We start from the raw sequence: 20,078 nt of genomic DNA, 5'->3' as shown, positions 1-20,078 counted from the left end.
AGGGGCATGAGCGAGCTTCTGCGTGAGCGCACCGGCACCAACCTGGTGCTGACCCTCAACCGGCCCGACAAGATGAACGCCTTGTCGGGCCCCCTCGTCGACGCGCTCCTCGACGCGGTGGAGGAGGCGAGGCGCGACGGCACCCGGCTCCTCGTCCTGAGGGGAGAGGGGCGCAACTTCAGCGCCGGGTTCGATTTCGGCGGCTACGAGGACCAGTCGGAGGGCGACCTCCTCCTGCGCTTCGTGCGGATTGAGCAATTGCTCCAGGCGCTCGCCCACGCCCCGTTCGATACGCTGGCGCTGGCCCATGGCCGCAACTTCGGCGCGGGGGTCGATCTGATCTGTTCCTGCGGGCGGCGCCTCGCCGATCCGGCCGCGGCCTTCCGCATGCCCGGCCTGTCCTTCGGTCTGGTGCTGGGCACCCGTCGCTATGGCGACCGGGTCGGCGGCTCGAAGGCCCGCCGCGTCCTGCAGGAGGGCCGCGTCTTCGACGCCGAGGAGGCCCTGGCCGACGGCTTCCTCACCGGCCTGTCCCCCGTCGCGTCATGGCCGGATGCCCTCGACGGGGCGGGTGAGGCGTCGGTGCGCCTGTCCGAATGGGCTGGCGCCGCCCTCAACCGAGCGACGGCGCGGGACACCCGCGCGGACGACCTCGCCGATCTCGTCGCCTCGGCCGCGCGGCCGGGGCTGAAGGACCGCATCCGGGCCTACCGCGCCGCCTGACAGGCATTCGAAGGAAGGAATCCCATGAGCACCGGAGCCTCGAAGATCGTCTCCCTGGCCGACCTCGCCGGGCTTGTACCGGATGGCAGTTCGCTGGCACTGGGCGGCAGCTTCCTGCATCGCGGGCCCTTCGCCTTCGTGCGCGAGCTGATCCGCCAGGGCCGCCGTGACCTCGAAGTGGTGAAGCAATCCCCTGGCTACGACATCGACCTCTTGTGCCGGGCGGGCGCCCTGTCGCGGGCCAAGGCCGGGATCGTGGCGATGGAGGGCAATTTCGGCCTCGCCCCCTGGTACCGGAAGGCCATCGAGACCGGGCAGGTGCGCCTGGAGGAGCATGCCTGCGCGAGCCTGACGGCGGGCCTGCGCGCGGCGGCCTTCGGCGTGCCCTTCATGCCCTGCGGCGGCATTCACGGTTCCGACCTCGCCGCGCTCAACGGCTGGAAGACCATCGAGGACCCCTATGGCAGCGGCGAGGCGGTCTACGCCATCCCGCGCATCACCCCGGATTTCGCGGTGATCCAGGCCAACGAGGTCAGCGAGGCCGGTGACGTGCGCGTCTTCGGCACCTCCCATTGGGACCGCATCATGAGCCGATCCGCCAAGCGGGTCTTGGTGGTGGCCGAGCGCGTCGCCTCGAACGCCTCGTTCCGCGACCAGCCCGAACTGACCCTGGTGCCCCACTTCCTAGTGGAGGCGGTGAGCATCGTGCCGAACGGCGCTTGGCCCGGCTCCCTCTGGCCCGATTACGAGATCGATTACCCCGCCGTCGAAGCCTACATGGAGGACCGACGGGGCGTGCTCGACAGCCACCTCGCCGCCGGTCCCGAGGCTCGGGAGGCCGCCCATGTGTGAGGAGCGCGCGACCGTGGACGCCGGCTGGTCGGGCTTCTCCTACATCGTCACCAATCTCGCCCGTTTCGTGCGGCCAAACGAGATCACCTTCAGCGGGGTCAACTCGGCCTTGCCGATGCTGGCCTGCCTGCTGGCCAAGCAGGCGTATCCGTTCGACTTCACCTACATCAACGTCGCCGGCGGGGTGGATCCGAACCCCTCGAAGGTGCCGATTTCCTCGTCCGATCCCGTGCTCGCCGAGGGCTCGCGCTCGATCTTCTCCAACGAGGATTTCTACGACCTCTGCACACGGGGCCTGATGGACCTGTGCTTCCTTGGCGCCGCCCAGGTGGACGGGCTCGGCCGTACCAACGTCTCCTGCATCGGCGACTGGCACGCGCCGAGGGTCCGCCTGCCGGGCGGGGGAGGAGGCGCGGTGATGCTGCCCACCGCCCGCCGAGCCGTGACGTGGCGGACCGAGCATTCCCGGCGCACCCTCGTCGAAACCCTCGATTTCGTGACCGCTGCCGGGGGCATGCACGGCGTGGTGACGCCCATCGCCGTCTTCGTGAAGCGGGAGGGCCGGCTCGTCCTTGCATCCTGGCATCCCGAGGCGAGCCTGGAGGAAGTCCGCGACCGGACGGGCTTCTCCTTCGCGGCGGAGGGCGCCGCGCCGACGCCGATGCCGAGCCCGGAGGAGCGGGCCGGGCTCGCCGCCCTCGATCCCGAGGGACGGTTCGAGGCCGACGCCAAGATCCGCCTGCGCTGAGGCGCCGGCACAAGGCATAGGGAGACGCGCCGCCATGACAGAGTCGATCAGTGCCCGCTTGCGGGCGGCCATCGCGCACCATGCCGGGTCCGGCCGCAATGCCCTCTCCGGCGAGGCCCGTGTGAGCTACGCCGAACTCGGAGCGGGGATCGACGCCGCGGCGGCGGCCCTCCACGACTGGGGCGTCACCCGAGGCGACCGGGTTGGGCTGGTGGCGCCGAAGGACCCGGCAGCGATCATGGCCTATCTCGGGGCGATGCAGGCCGGCGCCTGCGTCTGCTTCTTCGAGCCCGGTCTCGCACCGGAGGTGCTGGCCGAGCAGGCTACCCTCGTGGGCATGCGCCACCTCGTGGTTGCTGCGGCCTATGCGGAACGCCTTGCGGTGCCGGCCCTTGACGGCGTTGCCCGGCACGCCCTCGCGGACCTCAAGGGGGAGGGCGCCTTCGCCGCCACGCTCGGCCCGGAGGACGAGGCGATGCTGCTCTTCACCTCCGGCAGCACCGGCCGTCCGAAGGGCGTGCTGCTGCGTCACGGAAGTCTGATCTGCAACGCGGCGGGGGTACTCGCCCATACCGGCACCTGCCCCACCGACCGGCTGCTGCACGTCATGCCGCTCTATCATACGAACGGCATCAACAATCAGCTCATTGTGCCCTTCCTCGCGGGCGCGGAGGTGATGCTGATGGAACGGTTCCAGCCGGAGGCCGCCCTCGGTCGGCTGCGCACGGACGGCATCACCTACATGACCGGCGTGCCCACGATCTACGCGCGGATGCTGCCGCATCTGATGCCCGGCGAGCGTTTTCCCCGATTGCGCTTCTTGCGCTGCGGCTCGGCGCCGATCACTCCCATGCTACACAGCCAGATCGAAGAGGCGTTCGGCGTACCCCTCGTCGTCTCCTACGGTCTGTCGGAGGCGACCTGCACCTCGACCATGAACCCGCCCCACGCGCGGCGCCTCGGCACGATCGGCACGGTGCTGGAAGGCCAGGACGTGCGCCTATTCGATCCCGTGACCGGCCGTGAGGCCGCGCCGGGTGCCGAAGGCGAAATCCGCATCGCCGGCCCCGCCCTTATGGCGGGCTATCTCGGCAGCGACGAGGAGCCGATCAAGGACGGGTGGCTGCACACCGGGGACCTCGGCAGCTTCGATTCAGACGGCTATCTCGCCATCACAGGCCGGATCAAGGACGTGATCATCCGCGGCGGCGAGAACATCTCGCCGGCCCTGATCGAGCGGCACCTCGCCGTACACCCAACCATCCGCGATTGCTGCGTCGTGGGCGCCCCCGACGCCGACCTCGGGGAGGTGCCGGTGGCGTTCGTGGTGCTTCGCGAGGGCGCTGGACTCGACGAGCCCGGGTTGCAGGAGTTCGTGCGGGCGTCGCTCGCTCGCATCTACGTCCCTGCCCGGATTCGGCCCGTGGAGACATTGCCGCTGAATGCCGTTGGCAAAGTGAACCGGAAGGCTCTTCGCGATCTCGTAGGCTAGTATTAACTTGATTTTTATAATTTCTCATTAAATTGCATTTGCAGACAATCTGTAATATCTATGATATCTTCTTTTTCATTGTCATTATTCGCGGGTGAAGCGACCGCGCTACTATCTATGCGCCGGGCAAGCGGGTTCGTATTCGCTTCATAGCCGCCGTTTCCAGGCGCAGCCATTTCGCTTTCGGCCAACTCGTGTCGGACGTCGAATGACGACTCGTCGACGTTCACAGCCGAAATCTACCCATACGAGACATTCAAAAGGGCAACGCTTGGTGGCAGATGCTGGCCGTAGGCGGTACGTCCGGTTCGGAGCAGCTCAGCTGAAAAGCGGATGATCTCTCAGCGACCCCGAACGGCTATCCACGAACGGTCGTACGGCTCACAGAAGTGACTGGTTGTTTCGAAAATATTCCTGCAGAGATGCGTCTATATCGACCGGCTTAGCAATTTCGTTAAATCCTGATAGCGCCTCGAATGTAATACGGGCATAGTTTTTAAATATGTCTAAAATTGCGAAGGAATTCGTGACCCCTCTCCTGACAAAGGCCAACACTCAAATTATCTGTTACCTAGGCGGAAAGTCTTATCCGGCAGGCTTCACATCGCCCCGAGCGCCCGTGGAAGCCAGAGAGAGAGAGCAGGCCAGTAGGTGACCAAGATCAGGAAGACTAGCATCGTCAATAGCCAGGGCATCACTGCGACGGTCAGTTCAGAGATACCCATGTGGGCGATGCCGCTCGCAACGTAGAGATTGAGCCCGACCGGTGGGTGACAGAGGCCAACTTCCATGTTGACCGCCATGATGATCCCGAAATGGATCGGATCGATCCCGAGCTTCACCGCGATGGGGAACAGGATCGGCGCCATGATCAGCAGGATCGAGGAAGGCTCCATCACGTTGCCGGCGATCAACAGGATGATGTTGACCACCAGCAGGAAGACCAGCGGGCTGAAGTTCATCGCGATCAGCCACGCCGCCATCGTCTGCGGGATGTTCTCCGAGGTCATCAGGAAGGAGAACAGCACCGCGTTGGTGATGATGTACAGGAGCATCGCGCTCATGTTCGCGGAGGCGAGGAGCACGCGCGGCACATCCGACAGCTTCAGGTCGCGATAGACGAACACCGCGATGACGAAGGCGTAGACGGCCGCCGTCGCGGCCGCCTCGGTCGGCGTGAAAATCCCCGCATAGATGCCGCCGATCACCATCACCACGAGGAACAGGCCCCAGGCGCTCTCGCGGAATGCGCGCAGGCGCTCGCCCCACGACGCTTTGGGCATGCGCGGATAGCCCCGACGCTTGGCGATGACGAAGGTGACGCCGGCCAGCATGGCGGAGAGGACGATCCCGGGCATCACACCGGCCAGGAACAGGTTCCCGATCGAGGAATTCGTCGACACCCCGTAGAGCACGAGGATGATCGAGGGCGGCACGAGGATGCCCAGCGCCCCGGAGGTCGTGATGACCCCGGCACCGAAGCGACGCGGATAGCCTTCGGCCACCATGGCGGGCAAGATGATCGACCCGATCGCCACGACCGTCGCCACGCTCGATCCCGACACGGCGGCGAAAAGCGCGCAGGCCACCACGCCGGCGAGGCCGAGGCCGCCCGGCCAGTGCCCGACGAGCGACGTCGTGAAGGCGATCATCCGTCTCGCCACGCCCCCGTGGGCCAGGAAGTTGCCGGCGAGGATGAAGAACGGGATCGCCATGATCGAGAAGTTCTCGATCCCGGTGAACAGTTTGAGCGCGACACTCTCGATGGGCACCTGCGTCAGCGTGAACAGGAAGGTCAGCACCGTCAGGCCAAGCGCGATCGAGATTGGCATGCCGGTCAGCATGAGGGCGATGAGGAGCCCGAAGATGATCAGGCCGCTCATGTAGGTCCTCCCTCCCGGCCGAGTTGAACCGGATCGACGCCCTCCACCGTCGGGACGCCGTCGACGTGGGCATGGTCACGGGCAGGCAGGTGCCCGGTCGTCCAGTAGCCCCACGCAACCTGCAGGAAGCGGAAGCACATCAGGTAGGAGCCCAGCGGGATCGCGAGGTAGACGATCCAGACCGGGATCTCCATGTCGGGGGTGGTCTGGTCGGTGTGGCCGATGCGCCAGACGAAGTTCGTGCCGAGCGTCCCGACGATCCCGGTGAAGAGCGCGCCGGCAGCAAGGCTGAGAAGGACCATGGTCCGCCGCGCGCCCGGCGGCAACCGGTTGACCAGCACGTCGACGCCGACATGGATTCCGGTGCGGACGCCGTAGGCCGCGCCGAACTTCGCGACCCAGATGAACATGTAGATGCACAGTTCCTGGGACCAGCCGAAGTCGATCCGGTCGGTATAGTCCTGCAGAGCCGGAATGCCGGACAGGAAGCGGTGCACCACGGTGGCGAACGTGATGACGGTGGCGGCCGCCATCAGCGATCCGATCAGCACTTCTTCGAGCCGATCAAGGATTTTCAGGAACATTGTCGGTCCGGGGGCGCGGCGACGGGATCAGTTGTTGGGGGCGCCCTCGGCCTCTTTGCTGAGCGCGGTGATCAGATCGCGGCCAACCCGGGACGCCATCTCGCGCTGAACCGGCGCCAAGGCCTTGCGCCACGCAGCATTCTCGGCGTCGGTCGGGGTGTAGACCTCGGTCTTGCCGGTGGCGCGGATGTCGGCGAGCGCCTTCTCGTTCTGCTTGTCGGCGATCTCGTGCTCGTAGGCCGTCGCATCCTTGATCGCCCCTTCGAGGGTCGTGCGGATGTCGGCGGGGAGGCCGTCCCAGAAGCCCTTGTTCACGATCACGGCGTAGCCGACATAGCCGTGATAGGTCAGCGTCGCGTGCTTCTGCACCTCGTTGATCTTCTGGGTCGTGACATTCGAGGGCGGGTTCTCCTGCCCGTCGACGACGCCGGTCTGCAGGGCTTGATAGAGTTCGGAGAAGGCCAGCACCTGCGGCAGCGCGCCGAGCTGCTTGAACTGCGCCTCCAGAACTTTCGAGGACTGGATCCGGAACTTCAGGCCCTTCACGTCCTCAGGCCCGTGCATCGGTTTGTTGGCGGTGAGGATCTTGAAGCCGTTGTCCCAGTAGCCGAGACCCTTGATCCCCTTGGATTCGAGTTTCTTGAACAAGTCCTGGCCGATCGGCCCGTCCTGCACGCGCCGCAACACCTGCTCGTTCGGGAATATGTAGGGCAGGTCGAACGCTTCGTATTCCTTCACCCCGAGGGGGCCGAACTTGCTCGTCGACGGCGCCAGCATCTGCACGGCGCCGAGCTGGAGCATCTCCACTTCTTCCTTGTCCTTGTAGAGCGTGCTGTTCGGATAGATTTCGATTTTGACCGCGCCTTTGGTGCGCTCCTCGGCGAGTTGTTTGAACCGTTCCGCGCCCTGGCCCTTGGGCGTGTCCGTAGTCACGACATGGCTGAACTTGATGACGATCGGGGATTGCGCTGCGGCCGGCGCAGCGAAGGCGAACGCACAGGCTAGCGCACCGAGGATGCGAACAGTCATCTTGTCCTCCCACATCGATCCACGTCTTCGCGCAGATTGAATTTTGGATAACCTTGCAGGTGAGGGCCGCTGCCGCAAGCCCGAAGCGGAGGGGCCGGCCCGCCGCGCCGGTCAGGCCCCCGGGGCTCCCGTGGGCCGCACCGGCGGCTCGTGGAGCCGCACCGCCTCACCGCCGCCCGAGGGCTCGGCCGGATAGAACGAGCGCACCAGCGGATCGTGGCCGGGCACGATCCGGTGCGGGTCACCGGCGAGCGCCAGGAGCTTTTTCCAATTCTCCATCATGGCTGCCAGATCGACCACGATGGGAAAGGGATTTTGCTGATTCAGGTTGGCGTAGAAATGCGCGGCGTCGGAGGCGAGGACGACCGGGCCCCGGACCGTCTCCACCCGCACGCATTGCAGCCCCCGCGTATGCCCCGGCACGTGATGCACGCTGAGGCCCGGCGCGATCTCGGCCGAGCCGTCCACGAAGCCGACGCGCCCCTCATAGACCCGCCGGACCATGGTCACGACGTCTTCCACAGCGAAGGCGGACCGCAGGCGGGCGTGGCACATGCAGCGGCCAGTGGCGTAGGCCATCTCCGCATCCTGGAGGTGGAAGGTGGCGTTCGGGAAAGCGTCGAGGTTGCCGGCATGGTCGTAATGGAGGTGGGTGATGACCACGTCGCGGACCGCCTCAGGATCCACGCCGAGCGCCCTCAGGCCCTCGACCGGGTGGCGCAGCATGGTGCGCCCGTGCGCCCGGGCCGCCGGCCAATCGAAGCCCGTATCGACCACCACCGTGCGCTGCGCGTTGCGGCAGACCCAGACGAAGTAGTCGATCGGCATCGGCCCGTCATGCGGGTCCTCGCCGGGGCCCGGCGGGTAGAGGAGGTTGGCCGAGGCAGGGCGCTCGTGCGTCGCGTAGCGGAGGGCGAGGATCTCGTAGGGCTCGCCCACGCTCACGCCTCCCGCTGGCCGAGGAAGGCGTCGATCGCCGTGTGGTCCGCCGAGGTCCCGAGTTCGGCGAGCGCCTCCGCCCACAGGGCCGAGACCGCTTCGGAGAGGGGCGCGGCCACGCCCTCGTGGCGGGCGAGGTCGTCCGCGGTGCGCAGGTCCTTCGCCATCAGCGCCAGGGAAAAGCCGGACGTGTAGTTCTGCGGAATCACGAAGGGCTTCAGCTTCACCTCTGTCGAGTTGTTCCGACCGGTGGAGACGTTGAGAATATCGGTCATCAAGGTCGGATCGAGCCCGAAGCTGCGGCCCACCCGCAGGGCCTCGCAGGCCGCCGTCAGGCCCGCCGCCGAGACATAGTTGTTGAGCGCCTTCATGGCGTGCCCGGAGCCGATGGGCCCGGTGGCGAAGATCGACCCACCCATGACCTCGAGAAGTGGCGTGGCTGCCGCGACGACCTCCGCCTCGCCCCCGACCATGATGGCGAGCGACCCGTCGATGGCACGCTTGACGCCGCCGGAGACCGGCGCGTCGATCAGGGTGACGCCCTGGGGCGCGAGTTCGGCGGCCAGATCGCGGGTGCCGACGGGCGCGGAGGAACTCATGTCGACCACGAGGGTGCCTGGGACAAGGCGGCCCGCGACACCCTCGGTCTGGGTCACCAGCGTGCGCACCGCCTTCCCGTCCGGCAGCATCAGGACGAGGGCGGTGGCCCCCTCCACGGCTTCCCCGGGCTTGGAAGCCGCTCGACCGCCGACCGCCGCGAAGGCGTCGCGGGCAGCGGGGAAGGGATCGAAGCCCGTGACGGTCCAGCCCGCTTCGACAAGGCGGGTGGCCATGGGCAGGCCCATCTTGCCGAGCCCGAAGAACGCGATGCGCGCGGCGGCTTGGTCGAGTGTCGTCATGGTGGTTGGCCTCCCTTCCATGCCCCGCTTCCGGGGCCGCCGATCATTGTAAGACAATCAGCCCACCGCTTCGGGGCGATGGGCCGCGGCGCGTCAGGTCGTGGGAATGGCGCCCTCGGCCTTCAGAACCTCGTGGGCCGCCTTGAAGGCGTCGAGCCCGGCCGGGATGCCGCAATAGACCGTCGCGTGGAGAAGGATCTCCTTGATCTCCTCGACGGAGACGCCGTTCGCCAGCGCACCCTTCACGTGGAGCTTGAGTTCGACAGGCTTCGAGAGAGCCGTGAGCATGGCGAGGTTGAGCATCGAGCGGGTCTTGCGGTCGAGCCCGTCCCGCGTCCAGGCGTAGCCCCAACACCACTCGGTGGTGATGCGCTGGAACGCCATCATGAAGTCGTCGGCCTTGGCGAGGCTGCCGTCCACGTACTCGGCGCCGAGCACCGCACGGCGCACTTCGAGGCCCTTCTGGAATTGCTCGCTTTCAGCCATGTTGTCCTCCTTGGTCCCGCAACCTATACTTGATCGTCAGTCAATCTGACAATCAAGTTTGAGGGGGCCGAGAGCCAGCGCCGTGTTCGCGATCCGGCGGTCGCGGACGGGGCGCTCATTCGTGGGAGACGCCGCATTTCCGATCGCCGAACCAGCATCCACGTCGGCGGGAAATGCTCAGCAGCGGGTGGGTCGGATGAGTGAGTCGTTGCGGATCGTGCCGCAGCCCATGCGGAGGCAGGTCGAGGAAGGTCTGCGGGCCGCGATCGTGAACGGCCGGTTCGCGCCCGGCGAGCACCTGCCGGACCGGGTGCTCTGCGACCTGTTCGGCGCAAGCCGCAGCGTGGTCCGCGAGGCGGTGCGGCTCTTGGAGGCCGAGGGCCTCGTGACGGTGCAGCCGAACCGGGGGCCCTTCGTCGCGCATCTCTCCCCCGAAGAGGCCGCGCAGATCTACGACGTGCGCGGCGTCCTAGAGGCCCTAGCGGGCGAGAGCTTCGCCCGCCACGCCTCGGACGAGGAGCGGGCGGAGCTGCGCGCCGTGTGGGAGGATCTCGCCCAGCGGGGACAGGGGGCGACCCGCGAGGACCTGCTTGCCATCAAGCGCCGATTCTACGACGTGTTGCTCGCCGGCGCCCGCAACGCCTACGTGGCGCGGATGCTGGACCAACTCCTCAACCGCAACATGCAATTGCGGGCCACCTCCCTCTCCGAACCGGGGCGCCTAGCCTGGACCGTTAAGGAACTGAAGCGGGTGATCGACGCCATCGACCGGCGCGACCCCGACGAGACCTTCACGGCCTGCCGTGAGCACGTGCAGCGGGCGGCGGACGTCGCCCTGCGCCTTCTGACGGCGCAACCCTCTCCCGCCGCCGAGGACCGGCCATGACCCTTCCCAGCCTCGCCGGCCGGCTCCGGCCCGCACTCGCCGACCCGGAGTTCCTGGCCTGCGCCCGCGGCCTGTCCGTTCGGGTCGCCTTCTCGGTCGAGGGCGCGCGGGTCGATCTCCTCGTCGCGGACGGGGCGCCCTCGGTGGAGGCCGGTGCGACCGGGCGAGTCGACATCGCCGTCGCGGCGGATGCAACGGCTTGGGAGGCGATCCTGTCCGCCCGGCCGCCGCGTGGGGCGAGTTCCTTCACGGCGTGGCAGCTCGCGAACCCTGCGGTCTCACTGGAGGGCGATCCCCTGTGCATCGCCCAGGCGCGACCGGCGCTGGAGCGGTTGGTCGAGGTCCTGCGCATGCCGGAGGAGTTGGCCGCCCCGCCGGTCCGGCGCGACGTGCGGCAGATCCGTGGGCGCTACGTTCCGATCCGTGTGGCCGATGCCGGCGCGGACCTCTATGTCGAGGAGGCGGGGTCAGGTCCGCCCGTCCTCTGCCTTCACACGGCGGGCGCCGATTCGCGTCAATACGGCGCCCTCCTGGCCGACAGCGATCTCGCCTCGCGCTTCCGGCTCGTGGCATTCGACATGCCCTTCCACGGCCGCACGATGCCGCCGCCGGACTGGGACGGCGGCGCCTATTGGCTCGACGCCGCGACCTACCTCGCCTGGGTGGCGGCGGCACTGGAGCAGGTCGTCGGCGAGCCCGCGATCCTCGTCGGCTGCTCGATGGGGGCCGCCATCGCCCTGGTCGCGGCGGCCGAGCGGCCCGACCTCCTGCGCGGCGTCGTCGCCCTCGAGCCGCCGCTGCGCTCGCCCGGCCGTCGCAACCCGTATCTCGCCCACGCCGCCGTCTCGGGAGGCGCGCACAACGCGGCCTACGTGCGGGGCCTCATGAGCCCCCTCGGGCCCGTGGGTCACCGCCGCCGCGCCGCCTGGATCTACGCCCAGGGCGGGCCGGGCGTGTACACGGGCGACCTCGCCTTCTACTCGGAGGAGTTCGACGGGCACGTCACGGGGCCGCGGATCGACACCGCCCGCGTGCCCGTGACGCTGATGACCGGTGAGTACGATTACTCGGCCACCGTCGCGGACGGCGAGGCGCTGGCCGGCCTGATCCCCGGAAGCCGTTTCGTCCCGATGCCGGGCCTCGGCCACTTCCCGATGAGCGAGCACCCCGACCTGTTCCGCACGCATGTCGTCCCGGAGCTCGACCGGATGATGGAGCTGGCCCGGTAAGCCCTGACGGTGCCGGTCGGTGCGAGCGTCCCGACCGGGAGGCCGCCGCTACAACCCGAGATAGGCTTCCCGCACCCGGGGATCGTCGCGCAGGGCCGCCGCGCTGCCCTCGAGGGCGACGCGGCCGCTCTCCAGGACGACGCCGCGCGTCGCCACCGAGAGCGCGAGCTGCGTGTTCTGCTCGACGAGGAGGATGGCGGTACCGCCCGCGTGGATCTTGACCAGCGTAGCGTGCAACTCCTCCACCACCATGGGGGCGAGGCCGTGGCTCGGCTCGTCGAGCATCAGGAGGCGCGGCGCCAGCATCAGCGCGCGGCCGACGGCGACCATCTGCTGCTCGCCGCCCGACATGGAGCCCGCGCGCTGCGTCCGCCGCTCCCGCAGCCGGGGGAAGAGCGAGAACACCTCCTCCCTACGGGCGGGGATGGCGGGGTCGGTCCGGCACGAGAACGCACCGGTGAGAAGGTTGTCCTCGACGCTCATGTCGGGAAACACATGGCGGCCTTCCGGCACGTGCGCGATGCCGAGCGCAGGGACTTTGTGGGCCGGCATCCGCATCAGGTCCTGGCCCTCGAAGGTGATTGTGCCCGCCGAGCGGGGAACGAGCCGCGAGATCGTGCGCAGCAGCGTCGACTTGCCGGCGGTGTTCGCGCCGATGACGCAGACGAACTCCCCCGGTGCGACGGAGAGCGACACGCCCCGCAGGATCTCGACCCGGTCGTAGCGTGCCGTCACGTTCGCGACGGTGAGCAGGTCAGCCGACATATTCGCGTCCGAGATAGGCGGCGACGACGTCCGGGTGGCGGGCGATCTGGGTCGGGCTGCCGGTGGCCAGCAGCCGGCCGAAGGAGAGGGCTACGATCCGGTCGCAGAGCGCCATCACCGTCTTCATGTGATGCTCGACGACGATGAGCGTCAAACCCTCCGCCTGGAGCTGGCGCAGGAGTGTGACGATCTCGGCCGTCTCGGCGTGGTTCAGGGCGGCCATCACCTCGTCGAGGAGAAGCACCTGCGGCTCGGTGGCCAGCGCGCGGGCCACCTCCACCCGTGCCCGCTCTGGGAAGGAGAGGTCGCCCGCCCTCTTGTCCGCGATGCCCGCGAGCCCGACCCGGGCGAGGCATTCGGCGGCGAAGGCGCGCGCGCCGGCCACGTCCCGCCGCAGCAGGCCGCCGATCAGAACGTTGTCGAGGACGCTCGCGTCGGCGAACAGGGCGACGTTCTGGAAGGTCTTCGTCAGGCCCAGCGCCGCGACGCGGTGGGGCGCCAAGCGGGCAATCTCGCGCCCGCCGAGGAGGATCGAGCCGGCATCGATCCGGTGCAGGCCGACGAGGGCGCTGAACAGCGTCGTCTTGCCCGCTCCGTTCGGGCCGATCAGACCCAGGATCTCGCCCCGGCGCACGTCGAAGGTGACGTCGCCGAGCGCCTGGAGGCCGCCGAAGCGCTTCGAGACGCCCCGGAGGGAGAGGATCGGTTCAGCGCTCACGGCGTGCCCTTGCGCTTGCGGCGCCACCGCTGCCCCAGCGCCGCGAGGCCGTGCGGCTGAACGAGGATTACGGCGATGAGGATGAGGCCGTAGGCAAAGCCCGACAGGCCGGCGACCTGGCTCGACAGGAAGAGGTTTGCGGCCTCCTCCAAAGGGATGATGACGAGCGCCCCGATAATCGGGCCGACGACCGTGCCGACGCCCCCGACGATCGCGATCAGGGCGACCCGGATGGAGACCGGCGCGGCGCCGAACACGGTGTCGGGATCGAAGAAGAAGTTGAGTTGCGCGAAGAGCGTGCCCGTCATGGCCATCAAGGCCCCCGACACCACAGAGGCGATCAGCTTCGCACGGGCCGTATCGACGCCCACGACCTCGGCCGCGTCGACGTTCTCCCGCACCGCCCGCAGGCGGTAGCCCAACGCCGACCGCTTGATGGTGACGAAGACCGCCGTGACCAGGCAGAGGGCCGCGAGCGCGATGTAGTAGTGCGGCAGCGTTGATTTAAAGTTGAACAGCCAGAGCGAATCGGGCGCGAAGGGTACCGATAGACCGACCGGACCGCCGGTGAGGCCCGACCAGGAATTCGCCACCACCCGCATCACCTCCCCGAAAGCGAGCGTCGAGAGGGCGAAGTAATGGCCCGAGAGACGCATCGTCGGCAGGCTGATGAGCGCCGCCGCGGCGGCGCCCAGGACTCCGCCTGCCAGCATCCCGATCCAGGGCGAGAGACCGAAATGCACGAGAAGCAGGGTTGAGGTGTAGGCGCCGATGCCGAAGAACGCCGCGTGGCCGAGCGACATCTGGTTGGCAAGCCCGCCGACCACGTTCCAGCTCTGCGCCATGGCGCCGAACAGGAAGACGAGCGTCGCCACGCGGATGGCGTAGCCCTGTGGATCGAGCCCGAGGGGGAGGCAGATCGCGGCCAGGAGGGCGAGGGCCGCCACGAGGGCGAGGGGGCGGCTCATCGGCGCGCTCCGAGCAGTCCCTCGGGCCTGAGCGCGAGCACCGCGATGAAGACGCAGAACAGGACGAGGTTCTGCAGCTGGATCGGAAAGACGAGGCCCGACAGGGATTGGACGATGCCGACGAACAGGCCACCGACCACGGCCCCGGCGATGGAGCCGAGTCCGCCGATGACCACAACCGTGAACATCAGCACGACGAACTGGCCGCCGACCGTCGGCGAGACGGTTAGGTAGGGCAGGATCACGGCACCGCCGAAGGCCGTGAGACCGACCCCCAGCCCGAAGGCGAGGCGCCGCATGGCGTCCGCATCGATGCCCGAGAGCCGGGCCGCCATGGGATCCTGCGCGGTGGCCCGCATGGCCCGACCGTAGGGGCTCGCCCGCAGGAACCACCACAGCGCCAGCCCCGAGACGGCCGAGGCCGCGAAGGCGAGAAGGTAGGGGACGCTGATGAAGACCGGCCCGAGCTTCAGCGCCAGCGCCTGATAGGGCGTCGATACCGAGCGGTAGTCGGATCCGAAGACGAGAAGCGCCCCGTTCTCGAGAACGATCAGCAACCCGACCGTCAGGAAGATCTGCGCGACCGGCGGGGCGTTCATCACCCGGCGGAGCAAGAGTTCCTGCGTCAGCATGCCGATCCCGCCGACCACCACGAAGGCGGCGGGCGCGGCCAGCAGCGGATCGAGGCCGCAATACGCCCAGAGAAACCACGCCACGAACATCCCGAGCATCAGGAACTCGGCCTGCGCGAAGTTCACAATGCCCATCACGCCGAAGACGAGGGTCAGGCCGATCGAGATGACGGCGTAGACGCCGCCGATCATCACGCCGTCGACGACGGCCTGGGTCAGGGCAAGCATCGCCGCGTCAGCCCTGCCAAGTGGCCTTGCCCTTCGCGTAGGGCTCTGGCCATACGGTCACGAGCTCCTTCTGGCGCCACTGCACCATCACGGGGACGGAGAGCGTGTTGAGGCCGTTGTCGTTGAACTGGATGGCGCCGCCCGTCATGGCCCGGGCCCAGCCGCCTTCGAACCGGGCGCCCGCCAGGGCGGCTCGGATGGCGGCGGGATCGGCCTTGCCCGCCTTCTCGATCGCCTGGGCCAGCACGTCCATGCACACGGCGTGTTCCAGCGCCTCGTGGACCATGAAGTAGCCGTAGCGTTTTCGGAACCGCTCCGTGAGATCCGGTGCGAGGTCGTAGTTGGCGGGCGCCACCGACAACACGCCTTCGGCGAAGGGCCCGAGGCCCTTCTCGAAGTCGGGGATGACGTACCCGGCGGCGCCGCCGATCGCCGGAATGCTGATGCCCTGCTGGCGCATCACTCGGATGATCTGCAGGCTGTCGCTCAGGTAGGAGACTGGGAAGACCGCCTGGGCGTTCGACGCCCGAAGCTTGTTGATGAGGGGCGTGACGTCCGTGATGCCAAGCGGGTAGGCATCGTCCATCACAATCTGGACGCCGGCCTGCTTGGCGCCCTCGCGCAGGCCCACCGCCTGGGCCGTCCCGTAAGCCGTGTCCTCGTACATGATGGCGATACGCTCGAGGGTCTGCCCGGCCGCCTTGGCGATGGCGAGCGTGCCGTCGAACTGGGCGGCGCCGATCACGGAAGCCTTGGCGACCACCTGGAACACGTTCTTGAAGCCGCGACCGGTCACCTGATCAGCGAAGGACATGGTGAGCAGCGGGACGTCCCGGCGCTCCGTCACCTCCGAAATGGCGATGGTGAGCGAGGAGGCGAAGGCGCCGAGAATGGCGCTGACGCGGTTCTGCGTGATCATCCGCTGGGCGACGTTCGCCGCGTTGGTCGGCGTCGAGGTCGAGTCCGCAACGACGAGGTTGATCTTGGCGCCGCCCAGCGCCTTGATCCCCCCGGCCGCGTTGATCTCGTCGGCCACGAGTTCGATCCCGTTGCGGGAGTTCACACCGAATTGCGCGTTCGCCCCGGAGAGCGGCACGGCGACACCGACATTGACGGTCTCAGCCGCCCAGGCGCTCCGCATCAAGGCCGGTGCCGAGATGGCCCCGGCAAGGCCCGCCAGCGCCACGCGGCGCGTTGGACGCGCCCCTCCGCACACCCGATCCGCCATGGTGACCTCCCTCTCAGTATCGGGGACCGTTCCCGGTCCTGCGGATGGGATGGCCGCGCCCGCACCGTGCCCCGCCGGAGGGCAAGGTGGCTCGGCGGATCGCGATATCTCCTCCGCTTTGTGTCAGATTGTCTGACTGATTTCACAAAAGCAACGGGCTGCGGACGATGTCCGCGACGAACCTGGCCATATCCACGTGCTGTAACCGCTTGCAACCCGGTGGTTGTGGCGGATTGTCTGGCGATTATGACATAGCTGCTTCGGAGATTGGCCGCTGGAAAAGCGGACGGCCTGCTACCGACCCATACCCGCCGCCCGGACCACCCCCGTCGCTTCTCCGAAGCCGACGTTCGTCGGCCTTCCGGCAACTTCGCCCGACGCACCCTTGCGCGGTGTGCGCCTTCTCACCGCGCCTTTCGTGGCAGGTGCCTTAGCCAGCCCGGATGAGCATCAGCATCCACAACGTTAGCGTCCCGATCTTCGTGAACGCGCTTCGCAACATGAGCGCGTGGCTCGACAAGGCCGCATCGGAAAAGCCGGAAGCAGAGTTGATCATCCGGCGGCTGGCTCCGGACATGAAGCCTCTGCCTGCCCAGTATCAAATGGCGTCCGACAGCGCGAAGAATGCGGTGGCACGGCTCGCCGGGATCGAAGCGCCTTCGATGCCCGACGTCGAGGCGACCTTCGCCGAACTCAAAGAGCGCTGCGCCAGGACGATTGCCTTCGTCGAGGGCATCGATCCGGCCGCATTGGCCTCAGGTGCGGAGCGCGAGGTGGAGCTGAAGTTCCCGAACGGCATGGGATACCGCTTCAACGGGCAGGCTTATCTCACCGGCTTCGCGCTGCCGAACTTCTTCTTCCACGTGACCACAGCCTACGGGATCCTCCGCAGCGCTGGAGTGAGTGTCGGCAAGCCGGATTTTCTCCAGCATCTCGGGCCGCCAAACATTCGCACCGCGGAGTAGTCGTTCACGCTCCCTGGGGCCCGAATTCGATCTGCGGGATTGGGTGAACGCGCGCATGACGGCTCCGCCTCGGCAGTCTCCGGGTCGTCGATTGAGCCTTACCTCGGCAGGCGCGTTTACCCCCGTGTCCTCAACCGAATGGGAGCCCCGATGTCGAGCCTGTCCGAGCGAAAGGCTCGCCTGATCGTCCATGGCGATCAGCCCTACAACGCCGAACCACCCCTCAGCCGACTGCGTGCCTCCTATCGCACGCCGGCGGAGGACTTCTATGTCCGCTCTCACGGCGATCTGCCGGACCTCGACCCAGAAACCTGGCGCCTCATCGTCGACGGCGGAGCCGGTGTCACGCTCGAGCTTTCGCTGCTGGACCTGCGTACCCGGTTCCCGGAAGCCACGGTCACGGCGACGATGCAATGTGCCGGCAATCGTCGCGCCGACATGCGAGCGGTTGCCCCCGTATCCGGCGACCCATGGGATGCCGGGGCCATCGGAACGGCTGAATGGACCGGGGTCCGCCTAGGCGACGTCCTGCGCGAGGCGGGTGTCGCGGATGCAGCCGATCTCCATGTGGCCTTCGAGAGCCACGACATGGTGGAAGGGCGCCCGTACGGAGCCTCGATCCCACTCGGCAAGGCAATGGCGCCCGAGACCTTGCTCGCCTACGCCATGAACGGTGAAGCCTTGCTACCCGAGCATGGCTTCCCGGTTCGGGCGGTCGTGCCGGGCTTTGCCGGCGTGCGCAGCCCAAAGTGGCTCCGGCGCCTCGCCGTCCAGGACCATCCGTCTGACAACCTGATCCAGGCCGGCGACTACAAGCTGTATCCGCCCGACGTGACCGCAGAGACGGCGGACCCGGCCAAAGGACACACCATCGACATGATGCCTCTGAACGCCGCGATCTGCGAGCCGGAACGCGGAACTGCTCTCACGGCCGGACGGAACAGGGTTCGCGGCTACGCGGTGAGCGGTGACAGGGCCATCGTACGCGTCGATGTCTCCGGGAGCGGAGGCCGGACCTGGATGCAGGCCGATCTGGAACACGAGGTCGGCGCGCCGTTCGCCTGGACGTTCTGGAGCGCAGAACTCGATCTGCCTCCAGGCGAGCACGAACTTGCGGTCCGCGCCTGGGACGCCGCCGCCCAGACACAGCCGGCGCTGCCAGACGACACCTGGAACCACAAAGGCTACCTCTGCACCTGCTGGCACCGGGTTCGTGTAAGTGTGACCGAGAAGAACATTGGTCGCTTGATTACCCCTTCGAAGGACCGAGGCGGCTCGTGAGCCGGCAGCACCCCGCCGTCCGCTGATGCCGTCCGCCGCGCGGACGTGGACCGGCAGAATGCCACCCCGAGCGGCCATCCCGCTTCCGACCCGAGCCAGTCGTACAGATGGCTGTCAGCGCATCCCGGAAGCGGACCCTCGTCAGCCGTTAAATGAAGTCGGCTTCGGGAAGTGAATGCCTGGACCGTCACCCCTTGGGCTCCTGGCTCCTCTTCCTGCCCTTCGCGATGCTCGCCGGTAGTGCAGCCGCGGTCACCCTGATCAGATTGGCCAGCCAGTCCGCGTCTTCCCAAGCCTCGCCTGGGACGAGAAGGTAGGGCTTGGCATCGGGATAAGGGGGTGCCTCGATCACAGTGCTAATATGAGCGCGGCCTGCTTGGGTCGGTTTGACGAACAGTTGCTCCCCGCACACCAACGCCACCAGCTTACCGTTGCAGTAGAGGCCATACTCACCGAACATTCTTCGTGCGGTCACAGTCCCCGCATCGCGGGCCTGATCAAGGAGGAGATCAATGGTGCCCGGCTTGGTCGGCACCGACCTACATCCCCTCTTCCAGCATGACGAAGGCGTTGAGCTTGTTGCCGTCCCGATCACGGAAGTAGGCTGCGTAGAACCCACCGCGCGGACCGGGCGCGCCCTCGTCGCTGCCGCCGAGGTCGAGGGCGAGCCGGTGCAGTCGGTCAACCTGCGCGCGGTCTTTGGCAGCGAGTGCGACCATTACACCGTTGCCAACCGTCGCTGCCTTGCCGTCGTAGGGTTTCGTGAGCCCTATGCCTGCTCCTCCGCCTGGTTCACCCCATGCGATGAACCGTTCGGTCTCCATCATCCGACCAATGCCCATCTCGCGCGCCAGCGCGTCATAGAAGGGTGCTGCGTGTTCGAGATCGTTCGTCCCAACCGTAACGTAGCCGATCATGGGAGTCTCCGAGGTGGGCACCGCAGGGATGAGTGTGCGCGGACCGGGCATCGCGAGCAACAGGCGCTTCCACCACCTGATTGGGGTCGATAGCACTGGAAATGACGAGGTTCGCTTGGATGCCTGAGCCGTCCAGGAGCGGACGGTCGCAAATCCACCCACAGCGGTCCTACGGCTTCCGACCCGACCCGGCCAAAACTCTTGGTTGCGGGGTTCCGCAAAGCGGACGTCTCTCCTACCGGCATTTCGGTCGCAGTGGCCCAAAGCGGTCACTCCGGTTCCGACTGCGCTCGAGTTGTCCCTCTCGCTGCGCCGGCGTCGTGAGACCAATTTCTGACTGACTGATGCCTCATGCAGATTTGTCGGGCAGGTGAAAGAGATCGACGAAGGACCTCGCCAGTGCAGACTCACCCGTGAAGGCAAGGGTGCCGCCTACACCATCTCTGGTCAGCGTAGCTTTGCCGTAGATGGTCCGACGCATCGCCATCGTGTCGCCCGTGAAGGCAAGGTCGGGGGCCTCCATTGTGCCTCGACGTACCAGGATCTCGCCGCCCCCCACCGTCGCGATGAAGTCCTCCCCGGGGAAGTGAAAAGCGACCGACACCGGCAGGGCGGTGGCGCGCGTG

At 67.4% G+C, this 20,078-nt stretch carries 22 protein-coding genes and 1 pseudogene; 8 read left to right on the top strand and 15 right to left on the bottom strand.

Features of this window, described 5'->3' with window-relative positions:
- Window positions 1–6: 6 nt before the first annotated feature.
- From ACS5Q7_RS22165 to ACS5Q7_RS22150, 4 genes are read left to right on the top strand one after another with little or no spacing between them, the layout of a single operon-like run.
- Entirely contained in the window at window positions 7–723 is a 717-nt protein-coding gene (locus tag ACS5Q7_RS22165; RefSeq protein WP_478341435.1) for an enoyl-CoA hydratase/isomerase family protein, read from the top strand.
- Between the two features lie 24 nt (window positions 724–747).
- A complete protein-coding gene (locus ACS5Q7_RS22160) occupies window positions 748–1,575 on the top strand; it encodes a CoA transferase subunit A (protein ID WP_478341434.1) in 828 nt (275 codons plus the stop codon).
- On the top strand, window positions 1,568–2,323 hold the full coding sequence (locus tag ACS5Q7_RS22155) for a CoA-transferase subunit beta (RefSeq protein ID WP_478341433.1): 756 nt from the start codon (window positions 1,568–1,570) through the stop codon (window positions 2,321–2,323). The genes ACS5Q7_RS22160 and ACS5Q7_RS22155 overlap by 8 nt, the downstream gene beginning before the upstream one ends.
- 34 nt (window positions 2,324–2,357) lie before the next feature.
- Complete coding sequence (locus ACS5Q7_RS22150) at window positions 2,358–3,815, top strand: class I adenylate-forming enzyme family protein (RefSeq protein WP_478341432.1); 1,458 nt, start codon at window positions 2,358–2,360, stop codon at window positions 3,813–3,815.
- A 14-nt stretch (window positions 3,816–3,829) separates the two neighbouring features.
- Here ACS5Q7_RS22150 and ACS5Q7_RS22145 read toward each other — a convergent pair whose 3' ends face one another.
- The 7 genes from ACS5Q7_RS22145 to ACS5Q7_RS22115 form a co-directional block, all read right to left on the bottom strand.
- Window positions 3,830–4,045 carry a hypothetical protein gene (locus tag ACS5Q7_RS22145; RefSeq protein ID WP_478341431.1) on the bottom strand — a complete coding sequence of 72 codons (216 nt, stop codon included), beginning with the start codon at window positions 4,043–4,045 and terminating at the stop codon, window positions 3,830–3,832.
- Between the two features lie 369 nt (window positions 4,046–4,414).
- Window positions 4,415–5,698, bottom strand: a complete 1,284-nt coding sequence (locus tag ACS5Q7_RS22140; protein ID WP_478341430.1) for a TRAP transporter large permease — start codon at window positions 5,696–5,698, stop codon at window positions 4,415–4,417.
- On the bottom strand, window positions 5,695–6,282 hold the full coding sequence (locus ACS5Q7_RS22135; RefSeq protein WP_478341429.1) for a TRAP transporter small permease: 588 nt from the start codon (window positions 6,280–6,282) through the stop codon (window positions 5,695–5,697). The genes ACS5Q7_RS22140 and ACS5Q7_RS22135 overlap by 4 nt, the downstream gene beginning before the upstream one ends.
- A 27-nt stretch (window positions 6,283–6,309) precedes the next feature.
- Entirely contained in the window at window positions 6,310–7,311 is a 1,002-nt protein-coding gene (locus ACS5Q7_RS22130; protein WP_478341428.1) for a TRAP transporter substrate-binding protein, read from the bottom strand.
- A 111-nt stretch (window positions 7,312–7,422) separates the two neighbouring features.
- A complete protein-coding gene (locus ACS5Q7_RS22125; RefSeq protein ID WP_478341427.1) occupies window positions 7,423–8,250 on the bottom strand; it encodes an N-acyl homoserine lactonase family protein in 828 nt (275 codons plus the stop codon).
- Window positions 8,251–8,252: 2 nt separating this feature from the next.
- Entirely contained in the window at window positions 8,253–9,149 is an 897-nt protein-coding gene (locus ACS5Q7_RS22120) for an NAD(P)-dependent oxidoreductase (protein WP_478341426.1), read from the bottom strand.
- 93 nt (window positions 9,150–9,242) lie between these two features.
- Window positions 9,243–9,635: a carboxymuconolactone decarboxylase family protein gene (locus ACS5Q7_RS22115; protein ID WP_478341425.1), complete on the bottom strand. Its 393-nt coding sequence runs from the start codon at window positions 9,633–9,635 to the stop codon at window positions 9,243–9,245.
- A 196-nt stretch (window positions 9,636–9,831) separates the two neighbouring features.
- Between ACS5Q7_RS22115 and ACS5Q7_RS22110 the strand changes: the two genes are divergently transcribed.
- Both ACS5Q7_RS22110 and ACS5Q7_RS22105 read left to right on the top strand, forming a co-directional pair.
- A complete protein-coding gene (locus ACS5Q7_RS22110) occupies window positions 9,832–10,521 on the top strand; it encodes a GntR family transcriptional regulator (protein WP_478341424.1) in 690 nt (229 codons plus the stop codon).
- A complete protein-coding gene (locus ACS5Q7_RS22105) occupies window positions 10,518–11,750 on the top strand; it encodes an alpha/beta fold hydrolase (protein ID WP_478341423.1) in 1,233 nt (410 codons plus the stop codon). Before ACS5Q7_RS22110 ends, ACS5Q7_RS22105 begins: the two co-directional genes overlap by 4 nt.
- Window positions 11,751–11,798: 48 nt before the next feature.
- Here the strand turns inward: ACS5Q7_RS22105 and ACS5Q7_RS22100 are convergent, their stop codons facing one another.
- From ACS5Q7_RS22100 to ACS5Q7_RS22080, 5 genes are read right to left on the bottom strand one after another with little or no spacing between them, the layout of a single operon-like run.
- Window positions 11,799–12,503 carry an ABC transporter ATP-binding protein gene (locus ACS5Q7_RS22100; protein WP_478341487.1) on the bottom strand — a complete coding sequence of 235 codons (705 nt, stop codon included), beginning with the start codon at window positions 12,501–12,503 and terminating at the stop codon, window positions 11,799–11,801.
- A gap of 1 nt (window position 12,504) precedes the next feature.
- Window positions 12,505–13,233 carry an ABC transporter ATP-binding protein gene (locus ACS5Q7_RS22095; RefSeq protein WP_478341422.1) on the bottom strand — a complete coding sequence of 243 codons (729 nt, stop codon included), beginning with the start codon at window positions 13,231–13,233 and terminating at the stop codon, window positions 12,505–12,507.
- A complete protein-coding gene (locus ACS5Q7_RS22090) occupies window positions 13,230–14,201 on the bottom strand; it encodes a branched-chain amino acid ABC transporter permease (protein ID WP_478341421.1) in 972 nt (323 codons plus the stop codon). The genes ACS5Q7_RS22095 and ACS5Q7_RS22090 overlap by 4 nt, the downstream gene beginning before the upstream one ends.
- Window positions 14,198–15,061, bottom strand: coding sequence for a branched-chain amino acid ABC transporter permease (locus tag ACS5Q7_RS22085; RefSeq protein ID WP_478341420.1), 864 nt, complete (start codon window positions 15,059–15,061; stop codon window positions 14,198–14,200). Before ACS5Q7_RS22085 ends, ACS5Q7_RS22090 begins: the two co-directional genes overlap by 4 nt.
- A 7-nt stretch (window positions 15,062–15,068) precedes the next feature.
- Window positions 15,069–16,289 (bottom strand): ABC transporter substrate-binding protein, encoded by a 1,221-nt coding sequence (locus tag ACS5Q7_RS22080; protein WP_478341419.1) that lies wholly within the window; start codon window positions 16,287–16,289, stop codon window positions 15,069–15,071.
- 443 nt (window positions 16,290–16,732) lie between these two features.
- Here ACS5Q7_RS22080 and ACS5Q7_RS22075 point away from each other — a divergent pair, with 443 nt between their 5' ends.
- Entirely contained in the window at window positions 16,733–17,254 is a 522-nt protein-coding gene (locus tag ACS5Q7_RS22075) for a DUF1993 domain-containing protein (protein WP_478341418.1), read from the top strand.
- Between the two features lie 150 nt (window positions 17,255–17,404).
- Window positions 17,405–18,535 carry a molybdopterin-dependent oxidoreductase gene (locus ACS5Q7_RS22070; protein WP_478341417.1) on the top strand — a complete coding sequence of 377 codons (1,131 nt, stop codon included), beginning with the start codon at window positions 17,405–17,407 and terminating at the stop codon, window positions 18,533–18,535.
- A gap of 187 nt (window positions 18,536–18,722) precedes the next feature.
- Here ACS5Q7_RS22070 and ACS5Q7_RS22065 read toward each other — a convergent pair whose 3' ends face one another.
- The 3 genes and pseudogenes from ACS5Q7_RS22065 to ACS5Q7_RS22055 all read right to left on the bottom strand — a co-directional run.
- Window positions 18,723–19,070: a TfoX/Sxy family protein gene (locus ACS5Q7_RS22065; RefSeq protein WP_478341416.1), complete on the bottom strand. Its 348-nt coding sequence runs from the start codon at window positions 19,068–19,070 to the stop codon at window positions 18,723–18,725.
- A gap of 4 nt (window positions 19,071–19,074) precedes the next feature.
- Window positions 19,075–19,452 (bottom strand): VOC family protein, encoded by a 378-nt coding sequence (locus tag ACS5Q7_RS22060; protein WP_478341415.1) that lies wholly within the window; start codon window positions 19,450–19,452, stop codon window positions 19,075–19,077.
- 349 nt (window positions 19,453–19,801) lie between these two features.
- A pseudogene (locus ACS5Q7_RS22055) lies at window positions 19,802–20,078 on the bottom strand (transcriptional regulator); the annotation flags it as partial.

It is taken from the genome of Methylobacterium sp. Gmos3, from assembly GCF_056430985.1.
This window is presented reverse-complemented; position numbering and strand designations above follow the sequence as displayed.